This is a genomic window from Pectobacterium wasabiae CFBP 3304 (assembly GCF_001742185.1).
GTDB classification, from domain to species: domain Bacteria; phylum Pseudomonadota; class Gammaproteobacteria; order Enterobacterales; family Enterobacteriaceae; genus Pectobacterium; species Pectobacterium wasabiae.
Genome location: NZ_CP015750.1, coordinates 1,186,857 through 1,202,052, shown reverse-complemented (window position 1 = coordinate 1,202,052; position 15,196 = coordinate 1,186,857). Strand labels below are relative to the sequence as shown.

Here is a 15,196-nt window from a genome sequence, read left to right as displayed (position 1 = left end):
TTTCCATTCAGTAGCGTTTGGACAGTTTATAAACAATCGGGCGCTAGTATAAAGATAACCCAGCACTGTGGATACGTTTATTGGATAAGGAAATCGGGTTAAACATGGCTTATCACATCTGGCGGGTTGGGTTAGATATACAGAACGGCTTCATGCGCGCTCTGGCAGTTCAGCGTCGCCGCTACGGTTGGCAGCTTCGTCACTGGTGGCAATATCCACTACCGGACGATACGTTGCACACGGGTAGTCTACACCATACTGAGGTGCTTTGTGAGGCCTTACGAACATGGCGTCGTTTACTGCCTGAACATATTTCGCTGCGGGTAGGGTTCCCTGTGCAGTCGATTTTGCAGCAGCATTTACCGCTGCCCGACCGGCGTTTACAGGAGCCAGAACGTAGTCTCTATATCGAAACCATGGCGGCTCGTAAGCTGCCGATTAGCCGGGAATCGCTGGCGATAGACTATCGGGAAGATCCACAGGCGCAGGGTTCACTGCTGGTGACGGCTGCACGCTTACAGGAAATCGACAAATGGCTGACATGCTTTAAGAGCGCGGGGCTACGTCCTGATGTCCTTGACGTTCCAACATGCGCGCTTCGAACCATGGCACAACTGGCCGGACTTGAATCCAACCGTCTGTTTCTGCATCGCCTGTTGGATGGTTGGCTGTGGGCATCCCCGTTGAGCCACGCATTTCACTCGGGCGTAATACACCTTGATGAACTGAATGATGAAGCCGATATCGTATCGGTTGTAAGCGCTCGCTATCAGCATGATGTCGATAGCATAGCCTATTGCTCCAGCGTCTCGCCCGATTTAGTCTGCCAGCGTACTGACGAACTATTGCTGTGGTCGCCGTTAACGGTGTTTAGCCACATGCAGCCGCCGTTACCGAGTTTTCCCCCGGCTTTTGCGATCGCGAGTGGGTTGGCGTTGCGCTCTGAGGATGCCTGACCATGCTGCTGATTAATCTTTTACCTTGGCGTAAAACTCAGATGCGTCAGCGGGCACGTCGCTGGTTAGGGCTATTGTGGCTACAGACGGGGTTGATGCTATGCCTTATTGCGGCAAGTCATCTGTTTTGGCAGCACAGACAACAACGTGCGCAGGATGGGCTCAATGCGGTTCTGGCGCAACAGCAGCAACTGACCACGTTGTATCAGCAAACTCACCTCGCGCGGGAAACGCTGCATCGCTTTCAGGTGCAAGAACGTACAGAGGCGGTAATTCTGCATGACAATCTTCGCAATCTTCATTTGCTAGATCAGCTTGCTGGCATGATGCCTGCGCGCCTGTGGCTGACAGAAATTGTCGATCGTGGATCGCATCTGTTACTTACAGGCGTGAGCGAAAACTATCACGACATCATTACGCTCCAACACGCGTTATTGCGCCATGTTGCAGTTGAACGCGTACAACTGCTGCGCACGTCCCGAGAACACGGTGTGGATAACGGGCTACGTTTTTCCTTACAGGCTGATTGGCGTGATGCTACTGATGCCCTACAAGGGGATGATCATGATTAATCAAAAAATCATGCTTGATATTGTGTCGAATCGGCCAGGGCTCATCACTAAACCGCTCTGGCAGCAGGTCGTCCTTCAACTGGCGTTTGTCGCCACCGTTGGGCTGCTATCAGATTGGTTCTTTATCGATGACGTCCGGCAAGCAGTGATTGGCATAGAAGAGCAAACCGTGCAGGCGCGTCTGGGTATACAAGCGGTGCAACAAAAACTAGACGCGATGCCGTTACTGTCGGTGTTACGAGCGCAGTTAGCGGGAAAAATCACGCAACGCAATTCCTTTCAGTCCGACAGGCTGGCACAGCTACTCGTCAAACCCTTATCGCAGGCGGGCGCTTCTCTGCTGTCGTGGCAGCCAGCTTCCCGTTATGCAGAAACGCCCCACCAAGAACGTTGGCAACTGACATTTAGCGCGGATTACACGGGGGTATTGCAGGTACTGCGTGAATTGACCACGCTGCCCTATGTATTGCGAATTGCACAGTTGACGATAAAGCCTGATGCCGTACCAACAGCGCTATCGTCGGAAGCGCCACGGTTACAGGTTGAATTATCGCTGGTCGGGCCGGAGGTGGCGCAATGAGCCAGACAATCTGCCGTATCGCATGGATGTTGTTGTTCGTGCTGCATAGCGTGCAGGCAGAAAAAACCGTAGCGCGTATCGACCCTTTTCATCCTCTGAACGTGGCACGTTGCCAGACCTCGGCGACCTTGCCAGCGTGGCGGCTAAAGGGCGTGATTGGTTCTGGTGAGCGTTGGATTGGTTGGTTGGCACAACCAGAGATGGGGTGGGTCAGGCTAACCAGTGGCGAGGTCATTCCCCCTGGAAACTGGTCGGTCAGTCAACTGGATAAATCCGGTGCCAAGCTTGTTCCGACGTTGCGTGAGGCCGGTTGTGATGGCTTGCCGGATAGCCTGCTGCTGGATTCGCCATTTGTTAATAGGCCAAAGGATAAGTGAAACGTCCCTATCGACCCTTATTTTTAACAACCACTTATCTCGATAACAAGGAAGGTTATGAATATAAGAATATTATGTCGCGTGGCGACGTTGAGTTGGCTACTGCTTCTCGCTGTGCCGTATCACGTCGAGGCTGAGTCTTCGGTATCGATGGCTTTTGAGGATTCGCCGATACCCCAGGTGCTACAGGCGTTAGCCGATCACCAACAGCTCAATGTGGTCATCGCGCCGGGCGTGACGGGAAATCTGAGCCTGAGGCTGGCAGAGGTTCCCTGGCAGCAAGCGCTGGATATCGTTTTACGTATGGGAAAACTTAGCGTCGAGCGCAACGGAAACGTGCTGCTGGTTTTCCCTGCCGAGCACCTTGCGTCCCAACAGAAGGAAAAGGACGAACGTATGGTGGAGTTGGCGCAGAAACTGCCGCTACGTAACCTCTCTGTCGCGTTGCAGTATGCTGATGTGGCCGACGTAGCGGCCAGCGTTCAGGCTCAGCGTGGGGCTCTGCTTTCTACACGTGGCAGCGTAACCGTGGATAAACGGACGAATACCTTATTGATTCGCGATACGGAAGACGCGTTGGCACAGCTTGAACCGTGGTTAAAGGAGCTCGATCTGCCGTTAGCGCAGGTACAACTGGCAGCGCATATTGTCACTATCAGCAGCGAACACCTACAGGCGTTGGGCGTTAACTGGGGGCTGGGGGAAGGAAACGCGGCGGACAAGGCGCTCAGGCTGAACAATTTTAATGTTGGCCTGCCAGTAGACACGCCAGCGGTAAATGCAGGGTTCCATTTGGCACGACTGAATGGTCGTCTGCTGGATTTGGAGCTAATGGCGCTGGAGCAGGAAAGCCAGGTTGAAATTATCGCCAGCCCCCGCCTGTTTACCGCACACCAGCAGACTGCCAGTATTAAGCAGGGAACGGAAATTCCGTATCAGGTCTCCAGCGGTGCCAGCGGATCGACGTCCATCGAGTTTAAAGAAGCGGTGCTTGGCATGGAAGTGACGCCCGATATTCTGCGTGCCGGACGCATTACGCTGAACCTGAAAATCAGTCAAAACATGCCGGGGCAGACGATTAAGCAGGGCGATAATGGCGAAGCATTAGCGATCGATAAACAGGAAATCCAAACTCAGGTGACGGTCGCTGATGGAGAAACTATTGTATTAGGCGGCATTTTCCAGCAGCAAAAAAAGAATAGTGACAGTCAGGTGCCACTATTGGGTGAGGTTCCCGTATTTGGTCATCTGTTCAGAAACCATACTCAGCAGCATACGCGACGAGAATTGGTTATTTTCATTACACCGACGCTGATACCTGCCTCATCGTGAGCAAACCCAGGTGCGCTCTGATGTTGTACTGTGATTTTTTGCAGATGGGACGCAATATTTTTGTCACGTTCAGCGCTTATGAGTTTGACGCTGCGGCGGATTTAGCTTACAAGGGTTAGCGAATTGAGCACTGAAGTGTTGTTCCACCGAAAATGTCTACAAAACATACTGCATTGACCCTCTGTGGTCGGTGTGACATTTTATTCGGTTGCCAAACTACCCTGAGTCTTGAGATAATTTTTTGTCTGATTCTCGCACTATCGCTCATGAGGTTTCAGTTTAGGTCCCGCCGCTGGGTTGATTGGCGGGGCGGGTTATCATTAACGAATTGTCTTAGTAATACCAAAAAACATGGCAGAGAAACGCAATATCTTTCTGGTTGGGCCTATGGGTGCCGGCAAAAGCACTATTGGCCGTCAGTTAGCTCAGCAACTCAATATGGAGTTTTTCGACTCCGATCAAGAAATTGAGCGACGCACTGGGGCTGATGTGGGCTGGGTATTCGATGTGGAAGGCGAAGAAGGCTTCCGCGATCGTGAAGAGAAAGTCATTAATGAATTGACGGAAAAGCAAGGCATCGTACTGGCGACAGGCGGTGGCTCAGTCAAATCACGTGAGACGCGTAACCGTCTTTCCGCGCGCGGCGTTGTCGTTTATTTGGAAACGACAATCGAGAAGCAACTGGCCCGCACGCAGCGTGATAAGAAACGTCCGTTACTTCAGGTTGAAACCCCTCCACGTGAAGTATTGGAAGCACTGGCGAAAGAGCGGAACCCGCTTTATGAAGAAATCGCGGATGTTACCATTCGGACTGACGAGCAAAGTGCCAAGGTCGTTGCTAACCAGATTATCAATATGCTGGAAAGCAACTAAGAGCATACCTTAATCCGCATTGGGCGGATCTGAACGGGTTGTTTAACGAGCATGGAAAGAATTACCGTAACACTAGGGGAACGCAGTTATCCCATTACGATAGCCGCCGGATTATTTGATGATTCGGCATCTTTTATGCCGTTAAAAGCGGGGGAGCAGGTCATGCTGGTGACTAACCAGACATTGGCCCCTCTGTACCTTGACCGCGTTCGTGGTGTGCTGGAAAACAATGGCGTGCATGTCGATCAGGTTATCTTACCTGATGGCGAGCAATACAAATCGCTGACCGTACTGGATCAGGTTTTTACTGCGCTGCTGGCGAAGCCACATGGTCGTGATACGACGATTGTCGCCTTAGGCGGTGGTGTCATCGGCGATTTAGCCGGTTTTGCCGCAGCCAGCTATCAGCGCGGCGTCCGGTTTATTCAGGTTCCGACAACGCTGTTATCGCAGGTAGATTCTTCCGTCGGGGGTAAAACCGCCGTCAATCACCCGTTGGGTAAAAACATGATCGGGGCGTTTTATCAGCCCGTATCGGTTGTGATCGATTTGGACTGCCTGAAATCCTTACCGGCACGGGAATTGTCATCCGGGCTGGCGGAAGTCATTAAGTACGGCATTATTCTGGATCGCGATTTCTTTCTTTGGCTCGAAGAAAACATTGAGGCAGTGCGTGAGCTACGGCATGACGCACTGGCTTACTGCATTCGACGCTGCTGTGAAATCAAAGCGGCAGTGGTCGCCGCTGATGAACGTGAAAGTGGCATGCGTGCATTGCTCAATTTGGGCCATACTTACGGGCATGCCATTGAAGCTGAAATGGGCTACGGTAACTGGCTTCATGGCGAAGCAGTTGCGGCAGGCATGGTGATGGCTGCGCATACGGCACGTCGCCTCGGGCAGTTCTCCGCAGCGGACGTCGAGCGCATCAAGTCTTTGTTGGTTCGCGCTGGCCTGCCAGTGAACGGCCCGACGCAAATGACGCCTGAAGCCTATCTTCCTCACATGATGCGTGACAAAAAAGTGCTGGCAGGTGAGCTACGTCTGGTGTTGCCAACAGCGATTGGTCAATCAGAAGTCCGCGGTGGCGTTGCGCATGACATGGTGTTGGCCTCAATAGCGGATTGCCAAGCCTGATACATAATGCTGTCGGGTTATGAAAAACTGGCAGTTATGAAAGATAAGTATTAACGACAGACACGCCCTGATGGGTTATGGTTAATAAAATACAATGCGTTACGATTCAATGATTCGCCTTGACGATCGTATGGCGGATTTGAGCTTTTTAGTGGGGAGATGTTAAATGGATGAGTTCAAGCCGGAAGATGAGCTGAAGCCTGATACCAGTGACCGTCGACCTACTCGTCAGCAAAAAAGCAGCAACTTCGCGGTACCAAAAATCGCGCTTTCCAGACAACACCTGATGATTGGTATCGGGATTGTCGTGCTGGTGCTGTTGATCGTGGGTATCGGCTCTGCTTTGCAGGCCCCTTCTCAACCACAAACGCCACAGACGCAGAATCAAGCGGGTGGAGAGCGGAATATTGATCTCTCTTCATCGTCTTCTATGACACAGGGCTCGCAACCTTCTTCACAGGGCGAGAACCCTACTGCGGTTCCCGGTGATGTTGGTCATGGACAAGCACCTGCACCGATGTCACCTCAAACATTAAGTGCCCCACCGATTTCTGGTACGCCAACAGATGCGCAGGTTCAACCACCGGTGGCAGGTCAGCAGCGTATTGAGCTGCCGGGTAATATCACCGATGCATTGTCGCAACAGCAAGGGCGCGTGAGCGAATTCTCTCAGGGGGCGTCAGGAAATTCGACGTTGCCGACGGCACCTGCAACGGTGGCTCCAGCAGGAAAAACGTCAGCGACATCGTCAGCTAAAAATACGCACAGTAATGCGACGCCTGCACACGCCAACAACGCTAAGCCTGCCGCGAACAGCGCCCCAAAAACGCCAGTAGCGAGCAAACCTGCGACTAACGCAAAAGCGGTGCCTGCGACTGCCGGGCAGAATGTTTCCGTACAGAATGCGCCAGCCAGCCACTTTACTTTGCAACTGAGCAGCGCTTCGCGCTCGGATACGCTGAAAGCCTACGCGAAACAACACAACCTCGCCCATTCATGGGTGTATGAAACGAAACGAGACGGAAAATCCTGGTATGTGTTAGTGACCGGAGTCTATGCTTCTTCTGCGGAGGCGAAACAGGCGATTGCTACGCTGCCTGCAGAGATACAAGCGAAAAAACCATGGGTTAAGCCGATCCGTCAGGTGAAGCAGGACTTGAATAAGTAACACCAATTTTAGCCCTGATGTGCTGTCTGACACAGAGTACAATCCGCGGCTCTGAAACGTATGAGTAACTAACGACGGCATGAAGAAGAACCGCGCTTTTTTAAAATGGGCTGGTGGTAAATATCCGCTGGTAGAAGAAATTCGTCGCTATTTACCCGCAGGAGACTGTCTTATTGAGCCTTTTGTTGGCGCGGGTTCTGTGTTTCTGAATACGGAATATGAGCGCTACATACTGGCTGATATTAATAGCGACCTAATTAACCTGTACAATATCGTCAAATCGAATGCTGATGAGTTTGTTCTCGACGCCCGTAAACTGTTTACAGATGAAGTGAACACGTCTGAGGCGTTTTACCTGCTGCGTGACGAATTTAACCTTTGCAGCGATGCTTATCGGCGCGCGCTGCTATTTCTCTATTTGAATCGCCACTGCTATAACGGCCTGTGCCGTTACAACATGCGCGGTGAGTTCAATGTTCCTTTCGGGCGTTATAAGAAGCCCTATTTCCCTGAAGAAGAGATTCGCTGGTTTGCTCTGAAATCACAAAATGCCACCTTCGTTTGTGAGCATTATCAGGACACGCTGGAAAAAGCAGAGAAGGGATCGGTTATTTATTGCGATCCGCCTTATGCACCGCTGTCTGCTACCGCGAATTTTACGGCCTACCACACCAATAATTTCAGTCGTGCCGATCAGCAGAGCTTGGCGCAGTTGGCCCGACGCTTGTCAGTAGAAAGCCAGATTCCCGTGCTGATTTCCAATCATGACACCTTGCTAACTCGCGAGTGGTATCAGGAAGCTGTGCTTTATGTTGTTAAAGCGCGCAGAACAATTAGCCGTAATATTTTAGGGCGTAGTAAAGTAAACGAGTTATTAGCCCTATATCGGTAATACCGTTTGGGCAAACAGAGCGCGGTGAATCGGTTAATGCCGTCTGAGAGGCGTCATTAGCCGAGAGTGAGGTTACCCGCAGGCATTCAGACTTTACCGTTTGGAGAAATGAATGAAACCGTTTTTAATCGCGCCGTCTATTTTGTCGGCTGATTTTGCCCGTCTTGGTGAAGATACCGCGAACGTATTAGCTGCCGGGGCTGATGTGGTGCATTTTGATGTCATGGATAACCACTACGTGCCGAATTTGACGATTGGCCCGCTGGTCCTGAAATCCCTGCGCGATTATGGCATTACCGCGCCGATTGACGTTCATCTGATGGTGAAACCGGTTGATCGTATCATTCCCGATTTCGCCAATGCGGGAGCCAGTTTCATTACCTTTCATCCCGAAGCCACCGATCATCTCGATCGTTCACTCCAACTCATCAAAGATCACGGCTGTAAAGCTGGGCTGGTGTTTAACCCTGCGACCCCGCTAAGTTATCTCGATTACGTTATGGATAAGCTGGATATCATTCTGCTGATGTCGGTTAACCCTGGATTTGGCGGCCAGTCCTTTATTCCCAGCACGCTGGATAAACTGCGTCAGGTTCGTCGCTTGATCGACGACAGCGGTTACGACATTCGACTGGAAGTCGATGGCGGAGTAAAAGTGGAGAATATCGGCGCGATTGCGGAAGCGGGCGCGGATATGTTTGTGGCGGGATCGGCTATTTTTGGTCATCCAGATTACCGTACCGTTATCGATCAAATGCGTAATGAAATTTCAAGGACGAAACATGACTGAATTAACCGCGGTTCGCGGGTTGGCTTTTGATTTGGACGGTACGCTGATTCACAGCGCACCGGGTCTGGCGGCGGCTATCGATCAGGCCTTAGTGGCACAGTCATTGCCTGCTGCGGGCGAAGCCCGTGTTGCAACCTGGATCGGCAACGGTGCTGACGTGATGGTTGAACGTGCGCTGCGTTGGGCTGGCGTTGAGCCAACGGCAGTACGTCATCAGGAAACGCGTGAGCGGTTTGATCGCTATTATGCGCAGACGGTGGATAGCGGTAGTACGCTGTTCCCACAGGTAAAAGAGACGCTGGCGCAGTTGGCACAGCAAGGGGTTCCGATGGCCGTGGTGACCAATAAGCCCACGCCGTTTGTTGCGCCGCTGCTGTCAGGATTGGGGATCGGCGACTATTTTTCACTGATCATCGGTGGCGATGACGTCATCGTGAAAAAACCTCACCCTGCGCCGCTCTATCTGGTGCTGGGTAAGCTGGGATTACGCGCGAGCGAACTCGTGTTCATCGGTGATTCCCGCAATGATATTCAGGCCGCGCAGGCGGCGGGTTGCCGCAGTGTCGGCATGACGTATGGTTATAACTATGGTGAAGCGATCGAGCTGAGTCAGCCGGATATCGTTCTGGATCGCTTTGCCGATATTTTGCCTCTGATCGGGCAGTCTTCTTCACACAATCAGGAACCCTTAGTATGAGCAAGCCCATTGTATTTAGCGGTGCGCAACCGTCTGGTGAATTGACCATTGGTAACTACATGGGGGCGTTACGTCAGTGGGTCAACATGCAGGATGATTACGACTGCATCTATTGCATTGTGGATTTGCATGCCATTACGGTACGTCAGGATCCGCAGGCGCTGAGAAAAGCAACGCTGGACACGCTGGCGCTGTATTTGGCCTGTGGCATTGATCCGAAAAAGAGCACTATTTTTGTTCAGTCGCACGTGCCTGAGCACAGCCAACTGAGCTGGATACTGAACTGCTACGCGTATTTCGGCGAGCTGAGCCGCATGACGCAGTTCAAGGATAAATCCGCGCGCTATGAAGAGAATATCAACGCCGGCCTGTTTGATTATCCAGTACTGATGGCGGCGGATATTCTGCTGTACCAAACGAATCAGGTGCCAGTGGGCGAAGATCAGAAGCAGCATCTGGAACTGAGTCGTGACGTCGGGCAGCGCTTCAACAGCCTGTATGGCGACATTTTCAAAGTGCCAGAGCCGTTTATTCCGAAATCGGGTGCCCGCGTGATGTCGCTGCTGGAGCCGACCAAGAAGATGTCCAAGTCTGACGATAACCGCAATAACGTTATCGGACTGCTGGAAGATCCGAAAGCGGTGGTGAAGAAGATCAAACGCGCGATGACGGATTCCGATGAGCCGCCAGTCGTTCGCTATGATGTGAAAAATAAAGCCGGGGTATCGAACCTGCTAGATATTCTGTCTGGCGTGACGGGAAAAAGCATCCCAGAGCTGGAGCAGGAATTTAACGGCCAGATGTATGGTCACCTGAAAGGCGCGGTGGCGGATGCCGTATCCGGTATGCTGTCTGAGCTGCAAGAACGTTATCACCGTTTCCGCAACGATGAGGCTTTCCTGCAACAGGTGATGCGTGAAGGGGCTGAAAAAGCCAGCGCTCGTGCACAGGAAACGCTGAAGAAAGTCTACGACGCAGTCGGTTTTGTTTCCCGCCCGTAAGCCTTAATCACCGTCAGGAGGTACTCTCCTGACGGTTTCCCAGATACGTCTGGTTTATCCCTTCGAATCGGCTTCTTATCCCTGCGGGATAGGCGCAAACACGTCGTCTGGAATCGGGTTCTCAAACGGTGTGTGCTGTAACCTTTCCTGATGGTCGGCTTTTGCCTGAGCAATCAGTTCAGGTGTGACCAGCAGATCGATAGCCAGTGAGGCCATCGCTTTTGCCGCATATTCCATACCTTTGTGCGCTGCGCCAGTTTTCCCCTGTGCAACCAACTGCCACGAATGCGCTGGTGTACCGATCGCATAAGTGGCGCTGCGGATCTGCACGGTCGGCACCACCCAGCTAACCGTTCCCACATCGGTGGAGCCGATGAAGGCTTCATTCGGGCTATATAGCGGATAAATTCCGTCGTGCAGCGTTAAATCCGGTTGAGGTTTGACGCCGAAACGTGCGTAGGATTCAGCAATGTCTTCGGCGCTCAGCGCCGTCTGGAACATTGCTGCTACTCTACGGTCTTCATCATCGAACGCTATCGGACCGAGCGCCAGCAGATGTTCGTGCATACGCGCTTCCAGCGGCGGGTTTGCCAGCAGATTGGCATCACCGCTAATCACCTCGCTGCGGACTTCGGTTTCAGTCATTAGCGCCGCGCCTTCGGCAATTTTTTTCACGCGTTTGACCAACTGATGCAGTTCCGGCAACTGACGTGCTCTTACGAGGTAACGCACGGTCGCGTTAGCCTGTACGACGTTTGGTGCCTGGCCGCCGCTGTCGGTAATTGCGTAGTGAACGCGCGCGGAGGACGGCATATGTTCGCGCATGTAGTTCACGCCAACATTCATTAATTCAACGGCATCCAGCGCGCTGCGCCCCAAGTGTGGACTGCTGGCAGCATGAGCGGCACGGCCTTTGAAGTAAAAATTCAGTTCGTTACAGGCTAACGATACCGGGCTGTTGACGCCAGTGAAGGTCGCTGGATGCCAGCAGATGGCAATATCGACGTCATCAAACACGCCTTCCTTGACCATAAAACCTTTGGACGATCCGCCTTCTTCCGCAGGGCAGCCGTAAAAACGTACCGTTCCGGTCAGCGCGTGTTTTTGCAGGTAATCTTTCACCGCTGTCGCAGCCTGTAGTGCTGCGGTACCGAGCAGGTTATGTCCGCAGCCGTGGCCATTGCCACCATTTTCGAGCGGCTTCGGCTCGGCGACATTTGCCTGCTGGCTCAGACCCGGCAGCGCATCATATTCACCTAGAATGGCGATAATCGGCAGACCTTCACCGAATTCCCCCAGTAGCGCAGTCGGCATGTTGGCAATGCCTTTCGTCAGGCGAAAACCTTCTGCTTTCAGGACGGCTTCGTGCTGTGCTGCCGAACGATGTTCTTCGTAGTTCAGCTCTGGCGTATCCCAGATACCGTCGCTCAACGTACAGAATTGCTGCCGTTTAGCTGCAATCAGGTCGCAGATCTCTCCTACGCTCTGGTGATTGACGGCAGGCAGCGTTCCTTCATTGTGTGTTGCATTCATGCGTGGTGTGCTCGTTTGATTGCTCTGATGCATTTGCGAGGAGCGTGTCACAGCACCTTGGCGATGACACGCGATTCAACTAGAGGGTCACACTCAGAGCGGTGTGGTGTCCATACCGAACCATTTTTCACTCAGCTTCCTGATGGTGCCGTCTTGCTTGGCCTGATCGATCGCTTTGTCGAACATGGCTTTCAGCTCAGGATCGCTTTTACGCAGGCCAACGGAGGAGCCGCTGCCCAGAATGCCGCCGATGAACTGTGGCCCCGGCATCACGATGCTGTCATTGCCCGGTTTGTCCGTCGTGCTTTTTAAATAAGGTGCGGAAGCGATGACCAGATCCACACGACCAGCTTTCAGATCCAGATCGTGTTCCTGCGTGGTTTTATATTCGCGCACTTTCATAAAACCTTTCATATATTTATCTAAAAAGGCGCTAGCGATAGAAGCAGACTGCACGCCAATGGTTTTGCCTTCCAGCAGCGGTTTCAGTTTCTCAACTTCTGCCAGTGCTTTCGCTTCATCGGCGGGTTCAATAGAGAAACGCACGCCCGCGTCTGGGAAATCTTTGGCGAGCGAACTGGATTTCAGTACGGCGAAGGTCTGCCCTGACTGCGTGTACGGCTGGCTGAAATCGATCACCTCACGGCGTTTTGCCGTGGCGGACATCCCTGCAATGATCGCGTCATATTTACCCGCGTTCAGCGCAGGAATAGCGCTGGCGAACGGTTGAACCATGATCTCGCATTTTACCTGCATGTTGGTGCACAGCACTTTATACAGTTCGATCTCCATGCCATCCAGCGTGCCGTCTGGCTTGGTGAAGTTATACGGATGGTAAGCGCCTTCGGTCGCGATGCGGACGGTGGTCCATTTTTTCTCTTCCGCTGAGGCGGTGAATGAGGCGGCCAGCGTACCTGCCATACACAGCGAGCAGGCGAGCAGAGTGAGTTTTGATTTGATCATGATGGTTTTCTCCTGGAACTCTATATCGTTATATTTTGTTTATTCCCTCTGAATTTCGTGGCAGAGGTAGACGTCTGCGCACGAAATCTGCGGGGCTGTGTTTACCAACTGGCAATAAATTGCCGGAAGCGAGCCGACTGGCTGGCGGTGAAAACGTGCTCCGGCGTTCCCTGTTCTTCAATTTCCCCCTGATGGAGGAAGACGATGCGGTTAGAGACTTCGCGGGCAAAATCCATTTCGTGAGTCACGACCAGCATGGTCATTCCTTCGTCCGCTAGCGTGCGCATGACGCGCAGCACTTCACCAACCAGCTCTGGGTCGAGTGCAGAGGTTGGCTCATCAAACAGCATCACTTTAGGTTCCATCGCGAGCGCACGGGCAATCGCTGCGCGCTGTTGCTGACCACCGGACAGGTGAGCGGGATAATAGTGACGCTTATCCGCCAGTCCGACCTTCTCCAGCAACTGCTCGGCGTGTTCCACGCATTCCGCCTGTGGACGCTTTAAGACGTACACGGGTGCTTCGATGATGTTTTCCAGCACGGTCTTGTGTGACCAGAGGTTAAAGTTTTGGAATACCATGCCCAACTGGCTACGAATTCGGTCGATCTGTTTGAGATTCGATGGGCGGTTCTGCCCTTTACGGTTCGGCTTCATTTCAATCGCTTCTCCGCCGACGATAATCTCGCCCTGATCGGGAAGCTCAAGCAGGTTGCTACAGCGTAGCAGCGTCGATTTGCCTGAACCGGACGATCCCAAAATTGAGATGACTTCCCCTTGGTTGGCCTCAATCGAAATCCCTTTCAGGACGTCCAGAGAACCGAAGCTTTTATGAATGTTACGCAGGCTAATGGCGGGTGTCGTCATTGCAGATCTCCCAATTTCTTAATTTTTTTCGCTGCCGGTTGCGCACCCGGCGCACGGAGATGAGGGGTAAGCCTAAACTCCGTCCACATCAGTAGACGTGTCAGAATAAGGTTAATAAACAGATAAATAGCACCGGCGACTAGGAAGACTTCGAGCGCTCGGTAGGTTTCTGCAATGAGGCGTGCGGCGATACCGGTGATTTCCATCAGCGTGATGATAGAAGCTAATGAGGTCGATTTGACCATCGAAATCAGCTCATTGCCGTAAGCAGGGAGCGCCTGACGGATTGCCAGTGGGAAAACGATACGCTTGAAAATCATGAATGACGGCATGCCGCAGGCGCGTGCAGATTCGATCTGGCCTACGGGAACGGACTGCAATCCGCCACGGATAATTTCACTGGCATAGGCACCGGTACACAGGCTGAGCGACAGCAGGGCGCACCAGTGGGGTTCCCGCAGGAACGGCCAAAATATGCTTTCCCGAACCCAGGGGAATTGCCCAAGCCCGTAGTAAATCAGGAACAGCTGCACCAGCAGCGGTGTGCCGCGGAAAAACAACACGTAGGTTCGTGCAATAGAGCGCAGCACGGCAAAGGATGACAACTGCATCAGTGCTAAGCCCAGCGCCAGAAAGAAGCCCAGAAAAACAGAGCTGACTGCCAGCTGTAGGGTCAGCGGGATGCCGGGGATAATCTCCAGAAACGTCTCGTACAGAAAAGGAAAATCCATCAGCGTTTCACACCCCGGGAATAATGAGATTCAGCATGGCGCATAATCCAGCCGGAACAGATTGAGATAAGCAGGTACAGCAGTGCGGCTGCCATGAAGAAATCAAACGGTTTACCGGTAGAACCGGCGCCGGTTTGCGACTGCGTCATCAGCTCTGCGACGCCGGTAACGGAAACCAGCGCAGAGGTTTTCAGCACCAACTGCCACACGTTGCCGAGTGGGGGGATCGCGTGGCGTAGCAGGAGCGGTATGATGATGCGGCGCAGGCGCAATAGCGTTGGCATACCGCAGGCTTTGGCTGCCTCAATTTCCCCTTTGGAAACGGCGTAGAAGGCACCGCGGTAGACTTCCGTCTGCTGTGCACCGGAGGAAATACCGACGGCTAATACCCCAGCGAGGAAGCCCGGAAAGCCAAAGAACTCATTGCTGCCAAACAGTTTGGCGAGCAGGGTTAACGCAGAGCTGCCGCCGAAATAAAGCAGGTAGATGATGAGTAGGTCGGGAACGCCACGGATGAGCGTCGTGTAACCATCTGCCAGATAGCGCACGGGGCGATTGCCGCAAATTTTGGACCAGGCACCGATCGTGCCGATCGCAGCCCCCAGCAGGAAGCCGCAGATCGCCAGCGCGAGCGTCATTCCTGCCCCAATCAGTAATAATTTTCCCCAGCCGTGTTCACCAAAACTGATGAGCTGCCAGAAACTAATGTTTTCCACAAGTGACTCCAA

At 52.8% G+C, this 15,196-nt stretch carries 17 protein-coding genes; 12 read left to right on the top strand and 5 right to left on the bottom strand.

The annotated features are described in order from the left end of the window. Positions 1-104: 104 nt before the first annotated feature. The 12 genes from pilM (at position 105) to trpS (ending at position 10,375) form a co-directional block, all read left to right on the top strand. Positions 105-956: a type IV pilus biogenesis protein PilM gene (gene pilM, locus A7983_RS05460; protein WP_005969438.1), complete on the top strand. Its 852-nt coding sequence runs from the start codon at positions 105-107 to the stop codon at positions 954-956. Positions 957-958: 2 nt separating this feature from the next. Continuing rightward, positions 959-1,528: a PilN domain-containing protein gene (locus tag A7983_RS05455; RefSeq protein ID WP_005969440.1), complete on the top strand. Its 570-nt coding sequence runs from the start codon at positions 959-961 to the stop codon at positions 1,526-1,528. Continuing rightward, complete coding sequence (locus A7983_RS05450) at positions 1,521-2,108, top strand: hypothetical protein (RefSeq protein ID WP_039478759.1); 588 nt, start codon at positions 1,521-1,523, stop codon at positions 2,106-2,108. Before A7983_RS05455 ends, A7983_RS05450 begins: the two co-directional genes overlap by 8 nt. Continuing rightward, complete coding sequence (locus tag A7983_RS05445) at positions 2,105-2,485, top strand: HofP DNA utilization family protein (RefSeq protein ID WP_005969444.1); 381 nt, start codon at positions 2,105-2,107, stop codon at positions 2,483-2,485. The genes A7983_RS05450 and A7983_RS05445 overlap by 4 nt, the downstream gene beginning before the upstream one ends. A 57-nt stretch (positions 2,486-2,542) precedes the next feature. Then, positions 2,543-3,817, top strand: coding sequence for a DNA uptake porin HofQ (gene hofQ / locus A7983_RS05440; RefSeq protein ID WP_005969445.1), 1,275 nt, complete (start codon positions 2,543-2,545; stop codon positions 3,815-3,817). 351 nt (positions 3,818-4,168) lie between these two features. After that, positions 4,169-4,690 carry a shikimate kinase AroK gene (gene aroK / locus A7983_RS05435; RefSeq protein WP_005969451.1) on the top strand — a complete coding sequence of 174 codons (522 nt, stop codon included), beginning with the start codon at positions 4,169-4,171 and terminating at the stop codon, positions 4,688-4,690. A gap of 51 nt (positions 4,691-4,741) precedes the next feature. Beyond that, on the top strand, positions 4,742-5,827 hold the full coding sequence (gene aroB / locus A7983_RS05430; protein ID WP_039478754.1) for a 3-dehydroquinate synthase: 1,086 nt from the start codon (positions 4,742-4,744) through the stop codon (positions 5,825-5,827). Positions 5,828-5,993: 166 nt separating this feature from the next. Continuing rightward, positions 5,994-6,995 carry an SPOR domain-containing protein gene (locus A7983_RS05425; protein ID WP_005969455.1) on the top strand — a complete coding sequence of 334 codons (1,002 nt, stop codon included), beginning with the start codon at positions 5,994-5,996 and terminating at the stop codon, positions 6,993-6,995. 79 nt (positions 6,996-7,074) lie between these two features. After that, complete coding sequence (gene dam, locus A7983_RS05420) at positions 7,075-7,887, top strand: adenine-specific DNA-methyltransferase (protein ID WP_005969457.1); 813 nt, start codon at positions 7,075-7,077, stop codon at positions 7,885-7,887. Between the two features lie 112 nt (positions 7,888-7,999). Then, the gene (gene rpe, locus A7983_RS05415; protein WP_005969459.1) at positions 8,000-8,677 is read left to right on the top strand and encodes a ribulose-phosphate 3-epimerase; all 678 of its coding nucleotides are present in this window, start codon (positions 8,000-8,002) and stop codon (positions 8,675-8,677) included. Then, positions 8,670-9,374 (top strand): phosphoglycolate phosphatase, encoded by a 705-nt coding sequence (locus A7983_RS05410; RefSeq protein ID WP_005969467.1) that lies wholly within the window; start codon positions 8,670-8,672, stop codon positions 9,372-9,374. The genes rpe and A7983_RS05410 overlap by 8 nt, the downstream gene beginning before the upstream one ends. After that, complete coding sequence (gene trpS, locus A7983_RS05405) at positions 9,371-10,375, top strand: tryptophan--tRNA ligase (RefSeq protein WP_005969469.1); 1,005 nt, start codon at positions 9,371-9,373, stop codon at positions 10,373-10,375. The genes A7983_RS05410 and trpS overlap by 4 nt, the downstream gene beginning before the upstream one ends. Before the next feature lie 75 nt (positions 10,376-10,450). Here the strand turns inward: trpS and A7983_RS05400 are convergent, their stop codons facing one another. From A7983_RS05400 to A7983_RS05380, 5 genes are all read right to left on the bottom strand, one after another. Then, positions 10,451-11,908: a M20 family metallopeptidase gene (locus tag A7983_RS05400; RefSeq protein ID WP_005969471.1), complete on the bottom strand. Its 1,458-nt coding sequence runs from the start codon at positions 11,906-11,908 to the stop codon at positions 10,451-10,453. 93 nt (positions 11,909-12,001) lie between these two features. Then, the gene (locus tag A7983_RS05395) at positions 12,002-12,871 is read right to left on the bottom strand and encodes a transporter substrate-binding domain-containing protein (RefSeq protein ID WP_005969474.1); all 870 of its coding nucleotides are present in this window, start codon (positions 12,869-12,871) and stop codon (positions 12,002-12,004) included. A 101-nt stretch (positions 12,872-12,972) separates the two neighbouring features. Next, complete coding sequence (locus tag A7983_RS05390) at positions 12,973-13,737, bottom strand: ABC transporter ATP-binding protein (RefSeq protein WP_005969475.1); 765 nt, start codon at positions 13,735-13,737, stop codon at positions 12,973-12,975. After that, entirely contained in the window at positions 13,734-14,468 is a 735-nt protein-coding gene (locus A7983_RS05385; RefSeq protein ID WP_005969476.1) for an ABC transporter permease, read from the bottom strand. The genes A7983_RS05390 and A7983_RS05385 overlap by 4 nt, the downstream gene beginning before the upstream one ends. Next, entirely contained in the window at positions 14,468-15,184 is a 717-nt protein-coding gene (locus A7983_RS05380) for an ABC transporter permease (RefSeq protein WP_005969477.1), read from the bottom strand. Before A7983_RS05380 ends, A7983_RS05385 begins: the two co-directional genes overlap by 1 nt. Between the last annotated feature and the right edge of the window lie 12 nt (positions 15,185-15,196).

Excerpts from the sequence above, each read along its gene's own strand:
- aroB (WP_039478754.1), top strand. The coding sequence starts at position 4,742 with ATGGAAAGAATTACCGTAACACTAGGGGAACGCAGTTATCCCATTACG.
- hofQ (WP_005969445.1), top strand. The coding sequence starts at position 2,543 with ATGAATATAAGAATATTATGTCGCGTGGCGACGTTGAGTTGGCTACTG.
- aroK (WP_005969451.1), top strand. The coding sequence starts at position 4,169 with ATGGCAGAGAAACGCAATATCTTTCTGGTTGGGCCTATGGGTGCCGGC.
- dam (WP_005969457.1), top strand. The coding sequence starts at position 7,075 with ATGAAGAAGAACCGCGCTTTTTTAAAATGGGCTGGTGGTAAATATCCG.
- A7983_RS05385 (WP_005969476.1), bottom strand. The coding sequence starts at position 14,468 with ATGGATTTTCCTTTTCTGTACGAGACGTTTCTGGAGATTATCCCCGGC.
- pilM (WP_005969438.1), top strand. The coding sequence starts at position 105 with ATGGCTTATCACATCTGGCGGGTTGGGTTAGATATACAGAACGGCTTC.
- A7983_RS05395 (WP_005969474.1), bottom strand. The coding sequence starts at position 12,871 with ATGATCAAATCAAAACTCACTCTGCTCGCCTGCTCGCTGTGTATGGCA.
- A7983_RS05410 (WP_005969467.1), top strand. The coding sequence starts at position 8,670 with ATGACTGAATTAACCGCGGTTCGCGGGTTGGCTTTTGATTTGGACGGT.
- A7983_RS05400 (WP_005969471.1), bottom strand. The coding sequence starts at position 11,908 with ATGAATGCAACACACAATGAAGGAACGCTGCCTGCCGTCAATCACCAG.
- rpe (WP_005969459.1), top strand. The coding sequence starts at position 8,000 with ATGAAACCGTTTTTAATCGCGCCGTCTATTTTGTCGGCTGATTTTGCC.
- A7983_RS05390 (WP_005969475.1), bottom strand. The coding sequence starts at position 13,737 with ATGACGACACCCGCCATTAGCCTGCGTAACATTCATAAAAGCTTCGGT.
- A7983_RS05445 (WP_005969444.1), top strand. The coding sequence starts at position 2,105 with ATGAGCCAGACAATCTGCCGTATCGCATGGATGTTGTTGTTCGTGCTG.
- trpS (WP_005969469.1), top strand. The coding sequence starts at position 9,371 with ATGAGCAAGCCCATTGTATTTAGCGGTGCGCAACCGTCTGGTGAATTG.
- A7983_RS05450 (WP_039478759.1), top strand. The coding sequence starts at position 1,521 with ATGATTAATCAAAAAATCATGCTTGATATTGTGTCGAATCGGCCAGGG.
- A7983_RS05425 (WP_005969455.1), top strand. The coding sequence starts at position 5,994 with ATGGATGAGTTCAAGCCGGAAGATGAGCTGAAGCCTGATACCAGTGAC.
- A7983_RS05455 (WP_005969440.1), top strand. The coding sequence starts at position 959 with ATGCTGCTGATTAATCTTTTACCTTGGCGTAAAACTCAGATGCGTCAG.